The sequence below is a fragment of the Pseudomonas sp. GW821-FHT09E04 genome (assembly GCF_059416185.1).
This window is the reverse complement of record NZ_JBWKOR010000002.1, coordinates 145,573-165,083: the sequence shown is the minus strand read 5'-3', so window position 1 is coordinate 165,083 and position 19,511 is coordinate 145,573. Positions and strand designations below refer to the sequence as shown.

Below are 19,511 nucleotides of genomic sequence, written 5' to 3'. Positions count from 1 at the left end.
TTCATGCGCATTTCCACCGCCCAGTATTACGCGACACAAGCTGCTCAATATCAGCGCAACTACAGCAAGACTGTCGCGACCGCCAACGAGGCGAGCAGCCTGCAGCGCATCAACACCGCTGCCGACGATCCGATCGGCGCCGGGCGTCTGCTCAAGCTGGGTCAGCAGGCCTCGATGCTCGAGCAGTATCAGGGCAACATCGATACCACCAAGAGTGCGCTGACCGTGCAGGAGTCCACGTTGAACTCCATCACCACGGCCTTGCAGCGCGCCAAGGAAATCGGCCTGGCCGCCAACAACGGCATCGCCACTGACACTGACCGCAAGGCCTACGCGGCCGAGCTGAGCCAGATCCAGCAACAAGTGCTGGGCCTGATGAACTCCAAGGACGCCAACGGCAATTACCTGTTTTCCGGTTCCAAGACCGATACCGCGCCGTACTCGCAAAATGCCGATGGCACTTACACCTACAATGGTGACCAGACCCAGATCAATCTGGGCATTGGCGACGGTCTTTCGGTGGCCTCCAATACCACTGGCTGGGATGCGTTCCAGCAGACCATCAACACCAGCCGCACCACGACCAGCATGACCGCGCCAACCCCCGATGATGGCCGCGTGGTGCTGACCAACGGTATCGTTGGCACCGCCGCGACGTACAACGCCAAGTTCGCGGCCGGTCAGCCGTACACCGTGGATTTCATCAGCAGCACTCAGTTGAAAATCACCGATGCCCTGGGCAACGACGTGACGACCGAAGCCAGCCAGAACGGCGCGATCACCAACAGCAACGGCGCCAACCAGACCGTCAGCTTCCGTGGCGTCGATCTGAAGTTGAACATCAACCTCAAGCCTGGCGACACCAACCCGGATGCGGTCATTGCCGGCCACAGCTTTCAGCTGGCGGCCACGCCTGACTCGTTCACCACCTCGCGCAGCGCGGGCAATGCGTCGACGGCGGTCATCACCGGCTCCGGCGTGACCAACCAGGCGGCCTACGACGCGGCATTCCCGTCGGGCGGCGGTGCGATCCTGAAGTTCACCAGTGCCACCAATTTCGACCTGTATGCAGCGCCAGTGACAGCTGACAGCAAGCCAGTGTCGTCGGGCACCATGGTCGGCGCCAACGCCACGGCAGCGGGTGTGACCTTCACATTCGGCGGTACGCCGGGTGCGGGTGATCAGTTCTCGATCCAGTCCAACAACCACCAGACCCAGAACGTGCTCGACACCCTGGGCCAGATGGTCACGGCACTGAATGCGCCGATCGACGGAAATCCGGTGGCCAAGCAGAAATTCCAGGGTGCCATGGAGTCGGCGCTGGGCAACATCGACAGCGCGGCCAATCAGATTGGTTCGGCGGTGACTTCGATCGGTGCTCGCGGACAGTCGCTGGATGACCAGAACACCACCAACCAGAGCCTGACTCAGGCGAATACCACCACTCAGGGTTCGATCCGTGATTCGGATCCTGCCGAAGTGATGACCCGCCTGACCTTGCAGCAGACCATGCTGCAGGCCTCGCAACTGGCATTCAGCAAAATCAGCCAGCTGGGTCTGTTCAACAAGATCTGACGGTAGCCGGGCGCGCTGGCGCCCGTTTTGCCCTGTCCCTTCAATAGTCAATGTCTTTAGCGGTTTCAAGGGCTCGCTTTTCTGAGCGGGCTCGCACCGCCTGTGAGCCCGCCGTGAATTCACTTCCTCTCGTCAGCCTGGTCATTCCTGCCTTCAATCCACGTTTCTTCGAACGGGCATTGCTCAGTGCGGTGAGCCAGGGCTATGGCAATCTTGAAGTCATTGTCTGCGACGACAGTCGCGGCAACGAGATTGAAACCACCGTCGCCTCGGTGATCGAGAGTTCCGGCGTGGCCGTGCGCTACGTGCGCAATGCGCGCACGCTCGGGCTGGTCGGCAATCTGCATGCGTGCCTTGAGCAGGCGCAGGGCGAGTTCATCAAGTTTCTGTGTGATGACGACCAATTGTTCGGCACGTGCATCGAGCGCCAGGCACAGGTTCTCATCGATCAGCAGGACGTCAATCTGGTGCTCGCCCAGCGTCTGTTCTGGGATGCCGACGACCGCCCGTTGCCTTCACGCCTGGAAAATACCCCGTTGTCGCCGGTGTGCGGACTGTTCAAGGGGGATGACCTGCTGGCGATTTTCGAGAATTTCCCGGTCAACATTCTCGGCGGTTTCAGCAATGCACTGTTTCGCCGGGCCGATGTGCTGGAGCTTCTCCCGGCCTTGACCACTCCCGAAACCTGCTTTGTCGCGACCCTGGATTTTGCGTTGTACGTCTGCCTGTTGCGTCGCGGCAACCTGGTGGTTTCGAATCACGTCCTGAGCGTCGAGCGCCTGTACGCCGAGCGCTTGAGTGGCCAACAGGCAATGCGCGATGCTGCGTACACCGAACGCCAGTGGTTGTCGCAGATGCTCAAGGCGCGCAGTGGCGAATCGGCCCCGGCGCCGGGCTGGGTGCGTTATGTGCCGATCACCAAGGCGCAGGAAGCGCCACGGGTCTGGGAAGAGTTGCCGCTGAGCCGGACGTTGGGCACCAAACAGACTACCCAGGATTGGCATGTCGGCGTTTCCAGTGTCAGTTTTGCCGAGTTGTATGCGCAGTGGCTGGCATGCCGCAACTTGACCGAAGGCCAGCGCGAACTGCTGCCGGACACGCTCGCGGCATGGCCGCGCGTACCGAAAATCGTGCCGCTGATCATTGACGAGCAGGGCAGTCGCTCGGCGCTGGATCTCACCCTGCAATCGCTCGAGGCACAGGAATACCTGCCCGAGTTGACCCTTGTGTTGTCCGCCTCCTGCACCGAGACGCAGCTCGAAGAGCGCGTCTTGCGCATGCCGTTGCAGGATGACTGGCAACAGCAGATCAACGAACTCTTGCCGCAGCTGGAAGGTGCCGACTGGTTCTACCTGCTGCGTGCCGGTGATCGTCTGGTGGTGCCGGCGCTGCTGGTGATGGCCGAGCGCATTGCGCTCTCGCGAACCGTTACCTGCCTTTACAGCGATGAAGGTGGTTTGAGCGAGGGCGAGTCGACCGAGCCGGTGTTCAAGCCGGACTTCAACCTGGACCTGATGCGCAGCTACCCCTATGTGGGCCGGGCCCTGGCGTTCGAGCGCGAACGGTTCCTGGCACTCGGCGGTTTCGATTCCGCGTTTGGCGAGCTGGCGCCCCACGATGTGTTGTGGCGCATGGTCGAGAACGACGGCACGCAGGTCATTGGCCATATTTCCGAAGTGCTGCTGGAGTCGGCATTCGACCTCGCCAAGTGGTTGTCGGAACCGCAAATGGCTGACGGCAATTCGCAGTTGATCTCGGCGCACCTTGACCGTCTGGGCATTGCCCATGAAATCCGCAACGGCGCCTCGGCGCTGCTGAACCGCGTGGATTACCACCATGGCCGGCAACCGTTGGTGTCGATCGTCATTGTCAGCAAGGATCAGACGGCCGCCGTGCAGCGCTGTGTCGAGAGCCTGCTGGAGAAGACCGCCTACGCCGAGTACGAGTTGCTGCTGGTCGACAACGGCAGTCAGGGCGTCGAGGCGCAGACCTGGTTTGACGGCATGGCGCAATTGGGCAGCGAGCGGATTCGTGTCCTCGATTGCCCGCAGCAAGACAACATGGCCGCCGTGCGCAATCTCGCGGTGAGCCAGGCGCGGGGCGAATACGTCTTGCTGCTCAACCCTTACGCCGTGATCACCCATGGCGACTGGCTGGCGGAAATGCTCAATCACGCCCAGCGCCCCGAAGTCGGCGTGGTGGGGGCCAAACTGTTCAACCCGGACGGGCGGGTCTTGCATGCCGGTCTGATCCTCGGCCTGCAAGGGCCGGCCGGCGTACCGTTTTACGGCGAGTCGTTGCAGGCGACGGGTTACATGTACCGGCTATTGGTCGCTCACGACCTGAGCGCCGTCGGCAGTGATTGCCTGATGGTGCGCAAGGCTGTGTTCGATGCCGTCAACGGGCTCGATGAGCAGGCGCTGGCGCAGTCGCTCAACGAAGTGGATCTGTGCCTGCGAGTCGGCCAGGAAGGTTACCTGGTGGTGTGGACGCCTTACGCGCAGCTGGCGTTGGGCGCGCAACCGGCGCAAGCCCCGAAGGAAGGCGAAGAAGCAGCGCTTGGCCAGGAGCAGGAAACTTTCTACAAGCGCTGGCTGCCGGTCGTCGCACGGGATCCGGCCTACAACGCCAACCTGTCGCTGAACGGCCTGGGGGGCTCGAGCTTCAGTCTCGATCCTGGCCTGCGTACCGGCTGGAGTCCGTTTTCGCAGCCGCAATTGCCCAAGATTCTCGCATTGCCGGTCAACGCATCGGCGATCGGTCACTACCGTGTGACTCAGCCCCTGATCGAGCTGGAAGCGGCGGGCAGGGCACTGGGACGGATTCATTACAACCTGCCGACCATCATCGAAGTCGAGCGCCAGTCCCCTGACGTGATCATTCTGCAGGGGCGTTATGCCGAAGCACCGATCAACGAAATTCCAAGCTTGCAGAAGTACTCGAGTGCCCGGCGGATCTACGAGCTCGATGACTACGTGATCGACGTTCCCCATCGCAATGCGCACATCCGCAACATGCCGAACAAGGACGAGATGGAAAAACTGGTCCGGCGTGCGATCGGCATGTGCGACCGGGTCGTGGTGTCCACGGCGCCGTTGGGTAACGCACTGTCGAGCATGCACAGCGACATCCGCGTGGTCCCGAACATGCTGGCCAAAAACATGTGGAGCGATTTGCGCAGCCAGCGCCGTACCTCGAAAAAACCTCGGGTCGGCTGGGGCGGTGGCACCAGCCACCACGGTGACCTGGCGGTGATCGCCGATGTGGTGCGCGAATTGGCCAATGAAGTCGACTGGGTGTTTTTCGGCATGTGCCCGGACGATCTGCGGCCGTACATGCATGAGTTCCACGGCGTGATCGGCCTCGATGTGTACCCGGCGAAACTGGCCAGCCTCAATCTGGATCTGGCGCTAGCACCGCTGGAGTTCCACATCTTCAACGACTGCAAGAGCAACCTGCGTCTGTTGGAGTACGGCGCCTGTGGCTACCCGGTGATCTGCACCGACACCGAGGCCTATCGCGGTTACCTGCCGTGCACCCGGATCAAGACCAACACCACGGATGAGTGGCTGCAGGCGATCCGCATGCACCTGGCCGATCCGGACGCCAGCTACCGCATGGGCGACGAGTTGCGCGAGGTCGTGTTGCGCGACTACGTCTTGCGCGGCGACAACCTGCGTTACTGGGAAAACGGCTGGCTGGCGGACTGACCGGTCCACGGACGCTACCCCCCAAAAAAACAGGCGACTTTTGCAGTCGCCTTTTTTTCACCTCGAAATTCGTATTTGTATCAACACTGATACTTTTTTTGCCCGGCACCTCAAGCCGCCGCAATCCTCTGTCGATACCCCTTGATAGCCGGTCTCGGACGATTGACGCAGAGGGGGCGAGCGGTGCCCGGGATTGCAGGTTTCCAGCCTCAACAACAACGCAAGGAAGAAGCAAATGTCAGTAGTAAATGGAACGAGTGATGTGGATTACCTGATGGGCACCGATGGTAATGACGAACTCTATGGACTGGAGTCGGATGACCAGTTGATCGGCAGTGGCGGATCGGACGTGCTGGATGGGGGCGAGGGGTTTGATACGGCGGACTATCGCGTGCTGTCTTCGGCAGTCAATGTCGAGATCGGCAATGACGCGTGGACTGTCACCGGCGCCGAGGGCAAGCGCGATACCTTGCTCAATGTCGAGAAAGTCATCGGTACATCTTTCAACGACACCTTCACCGGCAACGTTGCCGGTGTGACGCTGGACGGTAGCTGGGGTGACGATGTGTACATCGTCGGCAGCGAAGGCGTGACCATCATCGAAGAAAGCTACGGCGGTTACGACGAACTTCGCACCAGTCTCAACACCATCAAGATGGACCCCTTCATCGAGAAACTGACCTTCACCGGTACGGGTGATTTCAAGGCCTACGGCAGTGACACCGACAACGAAATCATTGGCGGTGCCGGCAACGACTGGCTGTGGGGCGGCGACGGGGCGGATCACTTCGTGGGTGGCGAGGGTTTCGATACCGTCAGCTACAGCGACAGTCTCGAAGGGGTGAGAGTCGGGGACTGGAGCAACTATGACTGGTTGACCATTGCCTACGGAGATACCTTCACCGGTATCGAAGCCATTGAAGGTTCGAAGTTCGATGATCTGATCTATCGCTCCGAAGGGTCGATGATCATTGACGGTTCCGATGGCTACGACACGGTGAGCTATTTCCAGACCGCGGGGCCGGTCACCATCGAGATCGGCAGTGGTATCAATGCAGTGGGCGACACCTTTCGCAATGTCGAAAAGATCATTGGCACCAACAATGCGGATCAGTTCACCGCCAGCATCGGTGGCGTGACCCTGGCCGGTGGCGATTGGAACGATGTGTACTTCATCAACAGCACCGGTGTGACCATCGAAGAAGTCGAGGGCTTCATGGGCGGCACCGATCAGGTGTACACCACGCTGTCTGTGATGCACCTGGATCCGTTCGTTGAAAACCTCACGTACACCGGGACCGGCGACTTCACCGGCTACGGCAATGACACCTGGAACACGATCGTCGGCGGCAGTGGCAACGACGTGCTGTTCGGCGGTGCCAAGGGTGACTCCTTCGACGGTGGCGACGGTATCGATGTGCTCAGCTACGGCGACAGCACGGTGGCCATGACGCTGAACTGGGCAACCCGGGAGTTTTCGGGGATCGCTGACGGCGATACGTTCCAGAACATCGAGATCATCCGTGGCAGTGACTTCAGCGACACCTTTTACGCGACCGGCATGCCCTGGTATTTCGGCCTGGATGGCGGACAGGGGCAGGATCTGCTCAGTTTCAAATACGCCACCATGCCGATGGCGATCGACCTGAGCGGTGCCGCCTACAAGCCCTGGGACCCGATGCCTGAATACACCAGCATCGAATTGATCGAGGGCAGTCAGTATTTTGATGACTTCATCGGTTCGGCCGGCAATGAAACGTTCATCGGAGGTGGCGGCGGTGATTCGATCGATGGTCGCGATGGCATCGATAACGTCTGGTACCTCACCAGTGCCTCGGCGGTAGAGATCAATCTGCAGACCGGCATCAACCTGGGTGGTGATGCGCAGGGCGATACGCTGACCAATGTCGAAGGCGTGATGGGCAGCCATTTCGACGACACCTTGACCGGCAACGAAGCGGACAACTACCTGGAAGGCGGGCGCGGCAGCGATCTGATCAATGGCGGTGACGGCAACGACGTTATCTACGGCGGCCTGGTGTCCGACATCGGACCGTTCAGCCTCGAAGGTGTGGCCGATAATGCGCAGGCCGATCAGTTGTATGGCGGGGCGGGCGACGATGTGATTGTCAGTGCCGAAAATGATCTGGGTACCAATGCATTCGGTGAGGACGGCAATGACACCGTGACAGTGTTCAACGGCAGCGCCATCGGCGGTATTGGCGACGACGTATTGACCGGCAAGGGCAGCGCCTACTCGTTGTTCGGTGGCGAGGGTGACGACCGGTTGATTCTCAATCTGGCCGGCCAGCAGGCCTCCGGTGGTTTCGCCAATGGCGGTGAAGGTGATGACACTTACGTGGTGAACACCTCCGGTCTGGTGGTGATTCAGGACGGCGGCACCAGCCTGAACGACACCCTGATCCTGAACACCATTGCCAATGCCAGCCAGTTGAACGTGACCCGTATCGGCGACGACGCCTATTTGCACAGCGCCAATGACGGCAGCGTCGGTGCGCCGACCAGTGGTGTGAAACTGGCAGGCTGGTATGCGGGCTTCAACAACATCGAGCACATCCAGACCGCGGACGGCCAGGCCTACAACCTGCCAACCGCTGCCGACGGGTTTGCCCTGTTCGGTTGATCCGGTCGATTCACTGAAACCGCTCGATGAAAGGGATGGGTCCGGCAACGGACGCATCCCTTTTTTCATGCCCGTGTCCCCATCGACGCAGCGTCGGCGGAGCTGGCGCGTTTCCTGCAAGTCCCCCTCAAATCGCCATAAAACGAGCGCTCGCGGTCATTGCACCTGCGCCCGGACCGGCAGAAAGGTTTAGCCAGAAGGCCGCAAAGCTCATAAAGCCGCGCGCAGCCCTGTGACGAACGAGAGGGGAGACCATGAAGGCAGTTATTTTGGCGGGTGGCCTGGGCACTCGCATCAGTGAAGAGTCGCACCTCAAGCCCAAACCGATGATCGAAATCGGCGGCAAGCCAATTCTCTGGCACATCATGAAACAGTATTCCGCACACGGAATTCATGACTTCGTGATTTGCCTTGGCTACAAGGGCTACGCGATCAAGGACTTCTTCGCCAACTACTTCCTGCACACCTCCGACGTGACGTTCGACATGCGTGAAAACCGCATGGACGTTCACCAGAACTACAGCGAGCCGTGGCGCGTGACACTGATCGACACCGGCGAGGAAACCATGACCGGTGGCCGTCTGCGCCGCGCCGCACGCTATCTGGAAAACGAAAAAGCCTTCTGCTTCACCTATGGCGACGGTGTCTCGGACCTGAACATCAGCTCGTTGGTGGATTTCCACCTGACCCACGGCAAGTTGGCGACCGTCACCGCCGTACAGCCGCCGGGACGTTACGGCGCGCTGAACCGTGAAGGCGATCGCGTACTGGGGTTCACTGAAAAACCCCGTGGCGACGGTGGCTGGATCAATGGCGGATTCTTTGTGTTGTCGCCGAAAGTCCTGCCGCTGATCGAAGGCGACGAGACGTCGTGGGAGTCCGGCCCGCTGGATGGCCTGGCCGAGCGTGGCGAGCTGATGGCTTATCAGCACGACGGTTTCTGGCAACCGATGGATACCCTGCGCGACAAGAATCACCTCGAAGCGCTGTGGCAGACCGGGGAGGCCCCATGGAAGCAATGGGACTGAGTCCGGAATTCTGGCGCGGCAAGCGGGTTCTGGTCACCGGTCACACCGGTTTCAAGGGCAGCTGGCTGACCCTGTGGCTGCAAAGCCTCGGCGCGCAAGTCAGCGGTTTTTCCCTCGACCCGTCGACCGAGCCTAGCCTGTTCGAACTGGCGCGGGTGCACGAAGGCATCAACGACCAGCGCGGCGACCTGCGTGACCTCGGTGCCTTGCTCGAGATCATCGCCGACACCGAGCCTGAGATCGTCCTGCACCTGGCGGCCCAGCCGCTGGTGCGCGAAGGTTATCGCGATCCGCTCGGCACGTATTCCAGCAACGTCATGGGCACCCTGAACCTGCTTGAAGCGATTCGTCAGGTCGGTTGTGTGCGGGCCTGTGTGTTGGTGACCACCGACAAGGTCTACGCCAACAAGGAATGGCTGTGGCCCTACCGCGAGGACGAAGCCCTCGGTGGACACGACCCTTACAGCAGCAGCAAGGCTTGCTGCGAGTTGTTGGCGCAGTCTTATGCCGCGTCGTTCTTCCCGGCCGACAAGTACGCCGAACACGGTCTGGCCCTGGCCACCGCGCGAGCCGGCAACGTGCTGGGTGGCGGTGACTTCGCCCCTGAGCGCCTGATTCCCGACGTACTGAAAGCCTGGTCGGCCGACGAGCCGGTGACCCTGCGTTACCCGCAAGCCGTGCGCCCGTGGCAACACGCGCTGGAGCCGCTGGCCGGCTACCTGCAACTGGCCGCCGGGCTCTACGAAGAGGGCCCGGAATACGCCGGGGCGTGGAACTTCGGCCCGGGCGAAACGGACATGTGCAGCGTCGGCGAAGTGGTCGAACTGCTCGCCAATCGCTGGCCACAGGCCCGTGGTCTGCGCATCGAACCGAGCGAACTGCACGAAGCCGGTCTGCTGCGTCTGGACAGCAGCCGCGCCCGTCAGGTCCTTGGCTGGCAACCGCGCTGGTCGCTGCAGCAATGCCTGACCCAGACCCTCGACTGGCACCTGGCGTGGCAGAACGGCGACGACATGCGCACCGTCACTCTCGGTCAACTGAACCTGTACCGGGGCGCGCTGTGAGCGAGTTTTCCTTGAAACAGTTACCGCTGGCCGGGTTGTTCAGCGTCCAGCACAAACGCTTCGAAGATCAGCGCGGGCACTTCGCCCGGCTGTTCTGCGAGGGTAGCCTGAGTGCGTTCGGCGCCGAGTTTCACATCCGCCAGATCAACCACTCCTGCACTCGCGAAAAGGGCAGTGTGCGCGGTTTGCATTACCAGAACGCCAACGCGCCGGAAGCCAAGTTGATCACCTGCCTGCGCGGTGAAGTGTGGGACGTGGCGGTGGACCTGCGCCCGGACTCCGAAACCTTCCTGCACTGGCACGCCGAGCACCTGAAGGCCGGCGACGGTCGCAGCCTGTTGATTCCGGCCGGCTTCGCCCATGGCTTCCAGACCCTCACCGAGGATGCCGAGTTGCTTTACCTGCACAGCGCCGATTACGCGCCGGAGCACGAGGCCGGCCTGTCGGTGAACGATCCACGGCTGGCGATTGCCTGGCCGTTGCCTGTCAATAATTTGTCAGCGCGTGATTCCAGCCATCCCGCGCTCGATCAACACTTTGCTGGAGTGCGTCTATGAACTGCCGTGGGTGCGCCGCACCGCTGAGTCTGCCGCTGATCGACCTCGGCACCTCGCCGCCGTCCAACGCCTACGTGCACGCCGATCGGCTGGAACAGGCCGAACAATGGGTGCCCTTGAAGGTCGCCGTGTGCCAGCAATGCTGGTTGGTCCAGACCGAGGATTACACCAGCGCCGACAGCCTGTTCGATGCCGAGTACGCCTACTTCAGTTCGTTCTCCAGCACTTGGCTGGCCCACGCCGAGCGTTATGTGGCCGAGATGGTCGAGCGCTTTGGCCTGACGGCTGACAGCCGCGTGGTGGAAGTCGCCGCCAACGACGGTTACCTGCTGCAGTACGTAGCCGGTCGCGGTATCCAGTGCCTGGGCGTCGAGCCGACTCGCAGCACCGCGCAGGCAGCGCGGGAAAAAGGCCTGGAGATTCGTGAACTGTTCTTCGGTCGCGACACCGCCGCCCAGTTGAAAAGCGAAGGCTGGGGCGCCGATCTGATGGCCGCCAACAACGTGCTGGCCCACGTGCCGGACATCAATGACTTCCTCGGTGGTTTCGCCGCGCTGCTCAAGCCCGCCGGCGTTGCCACGTTCGAATTCCCGCAACTGCTGACGCTGATGGCCGGCGCGCAGTTCGACACGCTGTACCACGAGCACTATTCCTACCTGTCCCTGACCGCCGTGCAAACGCTGTGCGAGCGCAACGGTCTGGAAGTGTTCGACGTCAGCCCGTTGACCACCCATGGCGGATCGCTGCGCGTGTTCGTGCAGCGCAAGGATGGCGAACGCCGTGCCGTGCAACCGGCGGTTCAGCAACAGTTGCAGGCCGAACTCGACGCTGGCGTGAAAACTGCCGGGTACTACGCGACGCTGGCGCCGGCCGCCGAAAACATCAAGCACCAGCTGCTGCGCTTCCTGTTGCAGGCCAAGGCCGAGGGCAAGCGTGTGGTCGGTTATGGCGCGGCAGCCAAGGGCAACACCTTGCTCAACTATGCCGGCGTGAGAGCGGATCTGCTGGCGTGGGTTGCCGATGCCAACCCGCACAAGCAGGGCAAGTTCCTGCCGGGCAGCCGCATTCCGATCGTGGCACCCGAGCGCATTGCGCAAGAGCGGCCGGATTACATTCTGGTTCTGCCCTGGAACCTGTTGAGCGAAGTGACGCAACAACTGGCCGAAGCCAAAACATGGGGTGCACGCTTTGTCGTCGCCGTTCCGGAGTTGAGCATTCAATGAGCAGAATCCACTACACCAAACCGAGTGTCGGCGAACTCGAAGCGCAATATGCCCTGGATGCCGTGCAGAACGGCTGGGGCGCGCGTTGCTACGAATACCTGACCCGCTTCGAGCACGGCTTCGCCGAGCATCTGGGTGCGACCTATGCAATCGCCACCTCCAGTTGCACCGGGGCCTTGCACATGGGCATGGCGGCATTGGGTGTCGGCGCCGGCGATGAAGTGATCCTGGCCAATACCAACTGGATCGCTTCGGCAGCGCCGATCACTTACCTGGGGGCGACCCCGGTCTTTGTCGATGTGCTGGCCGATAGCTGGTGTCTGGATCCGCAACAGGTCAGAAACGCGATCAGCCCGCGCACCAAAGCCATTCTGGCAGTTCACCTCTACGGCAATCTTTGCGACATGGATGCCTTGCTGGCCATCGGCAAGGAGTTCGGCATTCCCGTGATCGAGGACGCGGCTGAAGCCATCGGTTCGCAATGGCGTGGCAAGGCAGCGGGTTCGCTCGGTGCCTTCGGCGCCTTTTCGTTCCACGGCACCAAGACCATGACCACCGGCGAAGGCGGCATGTTCGTCACCTCGGACAAGGCCTTGTACGAGCGCGTGCTGACCCTGTCCAACCATGGCCGGGTCGCGGGCAGTACCAAGCAGTTCTGGCCGGAATTCGTCGGCTTCAAATACAAGATGAGCAACCTGCAGGCGGCGGTCGGCTGCGCTCAGGTCGAGCGCATCGAAGAGTTGATCGAGCGCAAGCGGGCGATTTTCGCCAACTATGCGCAGGCGCTTGAAGGTGTGCCGGGCGTATCGCTCAATCCGGAACCGGCCCATGGGCGCAATGGTTACTGGATGCCGACCGTGGTGTTCGATGCCGACACCGGCATCCATCGCGATCAGTTGATTGCGGCTTTCCAGGCGGCGGATATCGACGCCCGGGTGTTTTTCTGGCCGCTGTCGTCGCTGCCGATGTTCAGCGAATACGTGGTCGACACCCCGCTGGCGTTCGCGTTGCCCGAGCGTGCCTTCAACCTGCCGAGTTATCACGAAATGACTGACGCCGATCAGCAGCGCGTGGTGCAAGTGGTGCTCGACTTGCTGGCCAGCAGGAAAGCACCGTGAAGATGTATCTGCTGGGCGCCGCCAACCCGGAAGCGGTGCGCATGCTGCAGGCCGTCAGGCGCAGCACGCCGAACATCGAGTTTGCGTTTCTCGACAACGATCCGCGCAAGCACGGCACGCTGTTTTATGGCGTGCCGGTGGTCGGCGGTTCGGAGCGGGTGGCCGAACTCAATGGGCCGGACGTGCGCTTCGTCAATCTGATCACCGGCAGTACCCGTTTACGCTACGAAACCACCTGCCAGTTGGTCGAGGCTGGTGCGCGACTGGGTCAGTTCATCCACCCCGGCATCGACCTGAGCATGATTCGCATGGGGCAGGGCAGTTACCTGCAGGAAGGCGTGTTGATGCAGGCTGAGGTCGAACTCGGCGACAACACCAGCATCAGCGCCGGCAGTGTGGTGGGGCATGAGGGACGGATCGGCCACTCGGTGTTCATGGCCCCCGGCGTTTGTATCGCCGGTTGCGTGGAGATCGGTGACGGCACCTTCATCGGTACCAACGCCACGATCCTGCCGCGCCTGCGCATCGGTCGCTGGGTGACCATCGGCGCCGGTGCCGTGGTGACGAAAGATGTCCCGGATTTTTCGGTCGTGGTGGGCAATCCCGCCAGGATCATCAAGAACAACACGGTGCCTTACCCGGACGCCAAGGTGTTCAAGTAAGCCGTTTCCCGAATTTTTGGAGAGTTGCAATGAATCCACATGAGCAGTTTCGCGAAGAAGTAAAAGCCAACATCGAAGGCCTGCAGGAAGACAAGGCACTGCAAACCGAGTCCCTGGACTGGGTCGCCACCACTGCCAAGCACAAATACACCTACAACTTCAGCTGGATGGGCCGGCCGATCATTCAGTTCCCCCAGGACATGGTCGCCATGCAGGAAATCATCTGGAACCTGCGTCCGGACGTGATCGTTGAAACCGGTATTGCCCACGGCGGTTCGCTGGTGTTCTACGCCTCGATCCTGGAACTGATCGGCCACGGCGAAGTGCTGGGTGTCGACATCGATATCCGCCAGCACAACCGCGAAGCCATCGAAGCGCACCCGATGTTCAAGCGGATCAGCATGATCCAGGGTTCGAGCATCGACACCGCGATTGTCGACCAGGTGCGTGAACGCGTGCAGGGCAAGAAAGTGCTGGTGGTGCTGGACTCCAACCACACCCACGAGCACGTCCTCGAAGAGCTGCGCCTGTACGCACCGATGGTTTCGGTGGGCAGCTACTGCGTGGTCATGGACACCGTGGTCGAAGACATGCCGGAAGACGCGTTCCCGGATCGTCCGTGGGGCAAGGGTGACAACCCGAAAACCGCCGTGTGGGCGTACCTGGAAGAGAACCGTGATTTCGAAATCGATCAGGCCATACACAGCAAGTTGCTGATCACAGTCGCGCCGGATGGTTATCTGCGCCGCGTACGTTAATCGACAAACAACGTAGAGTTTTCGGCGACTCGCCGCTTGTGGGGAATATATGCAAGGCAAGAACAGTTCTGGACACGGTTTGGCACTCAACGAACAGTTGACCGTTGTGCTGATATCTCACGAACGCCCGGCGTTTCTGCGCAGGGCCGTGCGTTTCTACAGCACCCTGCCGTGCAGGATTCTGGTGCTGGACTCGTCCGCCGAGGCATTGCCGGGTGTGGCCGGGCAATTTGCCAACGTGGATTATCAGCACCTGCCGCAGTTCGGCTATTGGGGCATTCGCGCCAAACTGGCCTACGGTATCGAGCAGTTGCAGACCCCTTACATGGTGTTCGCCGCCGACGATGACTTCCTGGTGCACGATGCCTTGCACGAAGCCGTTGCCTTCATGGACGCCAACCCCGATTACAGCATGTGCCACGGCTACAGCATGATGTACCTGGCGCTGGCCAACGGCGTCAGCTACTACCGTCGTGACAAGAAAGTCTGCGAGGACTACTCGGCCGACCTGGCCCAGGATCGCCTGGTGGATTACATGTACCAGTACCTGCCACCGTTTTACGCGGTGCAGCGCTCCGACATCATGCGCGACTGGTACAAGGCGATGCCCGAAGACACGATCTTCCAGTGGCAGGAAGTCGGTCACACGTACTACATGCTGGCGCGGGGCAAGGCACGGATTCTGCCGATCCCTTACGTTGTGCGTGAAATCAACTATCAGCACTCCGACCACAGCACCGAAATTTTCCACTCGCTGGCGTACACCGACGCCAAGTCCGTCGCCGAGCGCGAGGCCTTTGCCGAGTTTCTGGCCGGCCTGCCGACGCAAGTCCGGCATGAAAGCCCGGAGCAAGGCAAAGCCTTTGTCCTGAAGAGTTTCGAAGCGCTGGCCGACAGCCTGCGCACCGGTCGCGCACTGACCGCCGAGCTGATTCTGGAATCGGCGTGGACCAACATCGAGGCCGGCCCGCAGCGCCGCTTCGGCCCGAAACAGTACGTCGAAATGCCGTTCTACAATCAGGCGTTTTTCGATCAACTGACCCACTTCGAGTTTCTGTTGCACGCCATGCCGGCCGGGCGCATTCAGTTGCAAGGGCTGGAGGGCATCTGGGCCCGTCAGGAGAACCTGATGCTGGCCCGCAACAACGACACGCCGGAAAGCGTGGTGGACCGTTTGTGGCAAGCCCACGACAGCAACGTGTTCAACCGCACCGTGATCAAACGTCTGGTGGCGCAGTTGCAATTGCTGGGTGAAGACGAGGACGCCGAAAAACTGCGTGAGTGGAATGCGCGTCTGGAAGCGGCATCGCTGGAAGGCAATCAGGCGACATTCAGCAAAATGCGCACTGGCCGGTTGCTCAAATGGCTCGATGCGCGTCAGCCCGATGACGAACAGGCCGGGGCGATTGCCCGCGACCTGGCAGCCAATGGCGGAGGTCCGCAGTTCGGTATTTTCCTGCTCGACCTGGATAACGACATCGACAAGTTGCAGGTCACCCTGGACAGCTTGCTCGAAGGCCACAGCAAGGCGTTCAAAGTGGTGGTGTTCACCACGGGCGAACCGCCGGCGGCGACCACCGCGCAGAACACCCTGCACTTTGTGCGGGTCTCGTCCGGCAACTTCGTCGACAAGCTGAACCAGAGCGTTCGTCAGTCGCCGTGCGACTGGCTGCTGCTGGCCGAAGCGGGCGACGAGTTCACCGCTGGCGGTCTGCTGCGCGCCGGTCTGGAACTGGCGTCGGCCGAAGGTTGCCGCGCGGTGGCCACCGATGAAATCCAGCGCAACGCCGAAGGCGCCCTGGTGGATGTGTTCCGTCCGGGCTTCAACCTCGACCTGCTGCAAAGCCTGCCGGCGCTGATGGCGCGGCACTGGCTGATCCGTCGCGAGGTGCTGATCGAGGCGGGCGGTTATCAGGCGGACTTCAGCAAGGCGCTGGAATTCGATCTGCTGCTGCGCATCATCGAACAGGGTGGCCTGGGCGGTCTGGCGCACCTCGACGAGCCGCTGCTGATCACTCGCAGTTCGGTCCTGGAAGAAAACGCCGACGAGCGTCAGGCCCTGCTGCGTCACCTGGGCAATCGTGGCTACAAGGCCAAGATCACCTCGAAGGAACCGGGCACCTATCAGATCGATTATCGCCATGCCGAACAGCCACTGGTGTCGATCATCCTGCCGGCCAGCGATGATCTGCCGGCCCTGCAACGCTGCCTGGACGGTGTGCTGCTGAGAACCCGCTACACCCGCTATGAAGTGTTGCTCGCAGCCCGACCGAATCAGTCGGCGGCCGTCAACGACTGGCTGGGCACCTTGAACCACGCCAAGGTCCGCGTTCTGCACGCCGATCAGCCGCTTGGCGATGCGGCCCTGTGCAACGCTGCCAGCCAAGAGGCACAGGGTGAATACCTGGTGCTGATGGCGGCCGACAGTGAGGTGGTCAACCCGAACTGGATCGAGTCGCTGCTCAACCATGCCCAGCGTCCTGAAGTCGGTATCGTCGGGCCGAAACTGGTCGATCGCGACGGGAAAATTTCCCAGGCCGGTCTGATTCTCGGCAAGGAAGGCACCGTCGGTTCGGCCTTCATTGGCGAGAAGCACGACGCCGAAGGTTACATGCACCGTCTGCAGGTTGATCAGAACTACTCGGCCGTATCGGGCGTGTGCCTGATGGTGAACAAAGAGTTGTTCGACGCCCTGGGCGGCCTGGACACCGAAAGCTTCGGCGACGGTTTCAGCGATGTCGACCTGTGCCTCAAGGCCGGTCAGGCCGGTTACCTCACCGTGTGGACGCCGTTGGTACAGGTGCTTCATGGCGGGCAATTGCCACAAGCGCCACAGGCGCTGGAAGCACTGGCTGAGAAGTGGTTCTCCGTCTTCGCTCAGGACCCGGCCGGCAACCCGAACCTGATCCTGAACGGCAAAGACTTTGCTCTGAACGAGCGTGCTGCGGTGAACTGGGCGCAGTGGCTCGGCTGACGCCTTGGGGCACAGGAAACAGGACTCTAGACATGTTCAACGGTAAATCGATTTTCATCTCCGGTGGCACCGGCTCGTTCGGGCGCAAGTTCATTGCGCGCCTGCTCGAGCAATACCAGCCCAAGCGGGTGGTGGTGTTCTCCCGGGATGAACTCAAACAGTACGAGATGCAGCAGACGTTCAACGCGCCGTGCATGCGTTACTTCCTCGGTGACGTGCGCGACGCCGAGCGTCTGCGCCAGGCCATGCGCGGCATCGATTACGTGGTGCACGCCGCGGCGTTGAAACAGGTGCCGGCGGCGGAATACAACCCGACCGAGTGCATTCGCACCAACGTCAATGGCGCGGAGAACATCATCGCCGCTGCCATCGACAACGGCGTGAAGAAAGTCGTGGCGCTGTCCACCGACAAGGCGGCGAGCCCGATCAACCTGTACGGCGCCACCAAGTTGCTCTCGGACAAATTGTTCGTCGCCGCCAACAACATTGCCGGTGAGCAACAGACGCGTTTTGCCGTGGTTCGCTACGGCAACGTAGCGGGCTCGCGCGGGTCAGTGGTGCCGTTTTTCAGCAAGCTGATTGCCGATGGCGCGACAGAGCTGCCGATCACCGACGAGCGCATGACCCGTTTCTGGATCACCCTAGATCACGGCGTACAATTCGTCCTCGACAGCTTTGCGCGGATGCACGGCGGTGAAGTGTTCGTGCCGAAGATCCCGTCGATCCGTGTGGTCGATCTGGCTCGCGGCATGGCCGAGCATCTGCCGCACAAGAACGTCGGCATCCGTCCGGGCGAGAAGCTGCACGAACTGATGGTGCCGTTGGACGATGCGCGGATGACCCTGGAGTTCGCCGATCACTACACCATCCAGCCGTCGATTCGTTTCACCAGCGTCGACGTGGATTTCGCCGAGGACAAACTCGGCGAGCGTGGCGTGCCGGTCGGTGAAGATTTCGAATACCGCTCCGACACCAACCCGCATTTCCTCTCGGTGGGGCAGATCGCCGACCTGCACGCGAAGCTGTCGGTATGATTCCCTACGGTCGGCAAAGCCTCGACCAGACGGACATCGACGCGGTCGTCGAGGTGTTGCAGTCCGACTGGTTGACTCAGGGGCCGACTATCGAGCGCTTCGAGCAGGCGATGGCCGAGCGTTGCCAGGCCGATTTCGCGGTCGCGGTGTGCAACGCCACGGCGGCGCTGCACATTGCCTGCCTGGCGGCGGGGCTGGGAGCGGGCGACCGCTTGTGGACCACGCCGAACACCTTTCTGGCCTCGGCCAACTGCGGCCGTTACTGCGGCGCCGACGTTGACTTCGTGGACATCGATCCGCTGACCTGGAACCTCGATGCCGAGGTGCTGGCCAGCAAACTCGACGCTGCCGAGCGCGACGGCAGCTTGCCCAAAGTGCTGGTGGCGGTGGCGTTTTCCGGGCAGAGCTGCGACATGCGGCGAATCGCCGAGCTGGCCGAACGCTACAACTTCACGGTGATCGAAGACGCCTCCCACGCGGTCGGCGCCAGTTACGCCGGACTCCCGGTGGGTTGCGGTGAGTTCGCGGCGATGACGGTGTTCAGCTTCCACCCGGTGAAAATCATCACCAGCGGCGAAGGCGGCATGGTGCTGACCAATCGCCCGGAGCTGGCCGAGCGTCTGCAACGCCTGCGCAGCCACGGCATGACCCGCGATCCACAGCAGATGACCGAGCCCAGTCACGGGCCGTGGTATTACCAACAGGTCGAGCTGGGTTTCAATTATCGGATCACCGATCTGCAAGCTGCGCTGGGCTTGTCACAGCTGAGCAAGCTGGACGAATTCATCGCCCGTCGTCGGGAACTGGCCGCGCGATACGACCGCTTGCTGGCGTATTTGCCGGTCACCGTGCCGAGCATCCAGCCGGACGCCGAATCGGCCTGGCACCTGTACGTGGTGCGCTTGCAGACCGAGCGCATCAACCTCAGCCACCGTCAGGTGTTCGAAGGCTTGCGCGCGGCTGGCATCGGCGTGAACCTGCACTACATTCCGGTGCATCTGCAGCCGTACTATCGTGAACTGGGTTTCGCCGAGGGAGACTTTCCCGAGGCCGAGCGTTATTACGCCGAAGCGATCAGCCTGCCGCTGTTTCCGTTGTTGAGCGATCAGCAGCAGGATTACGTGGTCGAGCAATTGCGTCGGTTGACTGAATAAATGCCGCTGC

13 protein-coding genes are annotated in these 19,511 nt (G+C 61.4%); all 13 read left to right on the top strand.

All coding sequences use genetic code 11. The annotated features are described in order from the left end of the window. Nucleotides 1–3: 3 nt before the first annotated feature. The 13 genes from AC07N4_RS07030 to pseC all read left to right on the top strand — a co-directional run bounded on the left by AC07N4_RS07030 (nucleotide 4) and on the right by pseC (nucleotide 19,501). Nucleotides 4–1,575 (top strand): flagellar hook-associated protein 3, encoded by a 1,572-nt coding sequence (locus AC07N4_RS07030; RefSeq protein ID WP_096822207.1) that lies wholly within the window; start codon nucleotides 4–6, stop codon nucleotides 1,573–1,575. 113 nt (nucleotides 1,576–1,688) lie between these two features. Next, nucleotides 1,689–5,285, top strand: a complete 3,597-nt coding sequence (locus AC07N4_RS07025) for a glycosyltransferase (protein WP_495077479.1) — start codon at nucleotides 1,689–1,691, stop codon at nucleotides 5,283–5,285. A 235-nt stretch (nucleotides 5,286–5,520) separates the two neighbouring features. Then, complete coding sequence (locus tag AC07N4_RS07020) at nucleotides 5,521–7,929, top strand: calcium-binding protein (RefSeq protein ID WP_493065489.1); 2,409 nt, start codon at nucleotides 5,521–5,523, stop codon at nucleotides 7,927–7,929. Nucleotides 7,930–8,183: 254 nt separating this feature from the next. Continuing rightward, complete coding sequence (rfbF, locus tag AC07N4_RS07015; RefSeq protein WP_096822205.1) at nucleotides 8,184–8,957, top strand: glucose-1-phosphate cytidylyltransferase; 774 nt, start codon at nucleotides 8,184–8,186, stop codon at nucleotides 8,955–8,957. Next, nucleotides 8,939–10,021, top strand: a complete 1,083-nt coding sequence (gene rfbG / locus AC07N4_RS07010) for a CDP-glucose 4,6-dehydratase (RefSeq protein WP_096822204.1) — start codon at nucleotides 8,939–8,941, stop codon at nucleotides 10,019–10,021. The genes rfbF and rfbG overlap by 19 nt, the downstream gene beginning before the upstream one ends. Continuing rightward, a complete protein-coding gene (rfbC, locus tag AC07N4_RS07005; RefSeq protein WP_096822203.1) occupies nucleotides 10,018–10,578 on the top strand; it encodes a dTDP-4-dehydrorhamnose 3,5-epimerase in 561 nt (186 codons plus the stop codon). The genes rfbG and rfbC overlap by 4 nt, the downstream gene beginning before the upstream one ends. Then, nucleotides 10,575–11,801: a methyltransferase domain-containing protein gene (locus AC07N4_RS07000; RefSeq protein ID WP_493065490.1), complete on the top strand. Its 1,227-nt coding sequence runs from the start codon at nucleotides 10,575–10,577 to the stop codon at nucleotides 11,799–11,801. The genes rfbC and AC07N4_RS07000 overlap by 4 nt, the downstream gene beginning before the upstream one ends. Then, nucleotides 11,798–12,919 (top strand): DegT/DnrJ/EryC1/StrS family aminotransferase, encoded by a 1,122-nt coding sequence (locus AC07N4_RS06995; protein WP_096822201.1) that lies wholly within the window; start codon nucleotides 11,798–11,800, stop codon nucleotides 12,917–12,919. Before AC07N4_RS07000 ends, AC07N4_RS06995 begins: the two co-directional genes overlap by 4 nt. Further along, nucleotides 12,916–13,581 (top strand): acetyltransferase, encoded by a 666-nt coding sequence (locus AC07N4_RS06990; RefSeq protein WP_493065491.1) that lies wholly within the window; start codon nucleotides 12,916–12,918, stop codon nucleotides 13,579–13,581. The genes AC07N4_RS06995 and AC07N4_RS06990 overlap by 4 nt, the downstream gene beginning before the upstream one ends. A gap of 29 nt (nucleotides 13,582–13,610) precedes the next feature. Next, nucleotides 13,611–14,339, top strand: coding sequence for a cephalosporin hydroxylase family protein (locus AC07N4_RS06985; RefSeq protein ID WP_102620328.1), 729 nt, complete (start codon nucleotides 13,611–13,613; stop codon nucleotides 14,337–14,339). 49 nt (nucleotides 14,340–14,388) lie between these two features. Next, nucleotides 14,389–17,313: a glycosyltransferase family 2 protein gene (locus AC07N4_RS06980; protein WP_493065492.1), complete on the top strand. Its 2,925-nt coding sequence runs from the start codon at nucleotides 14,389–14,391 to the stop codon at nucleotides 17,311–17,313. A gap of 32 nt (nucleotides 17,314–17,345) precedes the next feature. Continuing rightward, nucleotides 17,346–18,347 (top strand): UDP-N-acetylglucosamine 4,6-dehydratase (inverting), encoded by a 1,002-nt coding sequence (gene pseB, locus AC07N4_RS06975; protein WP_096822197.1) that lies wholly within the window; start codon nucleotides 17,346–17,348, stop codon nucleotides 18,345–18,347. Then, nucleotides 18,344–19,501 carry a UDP-4-amino-4,6-dideoxy-N-acetyl-beta-L-altrosamine transaminase gene (pseC, locus tag AC07N4_RS06970; protein ID WP_493065493.1) on the top strand — a complete coding sequence of 386 codons (1,158 nt, stop codon included), beginning with the start codon at nucleotides 18,344–18,346 and terminating at the stop codon, nucleotides 19,499–19,501. The genes pseB and pseC overlap by 4 nt, the downstream gene beginning before the upstream one ends. The last annotated feature ends 10 nt before the right edge of the window (nucleotides 19,502–19,511 follow it).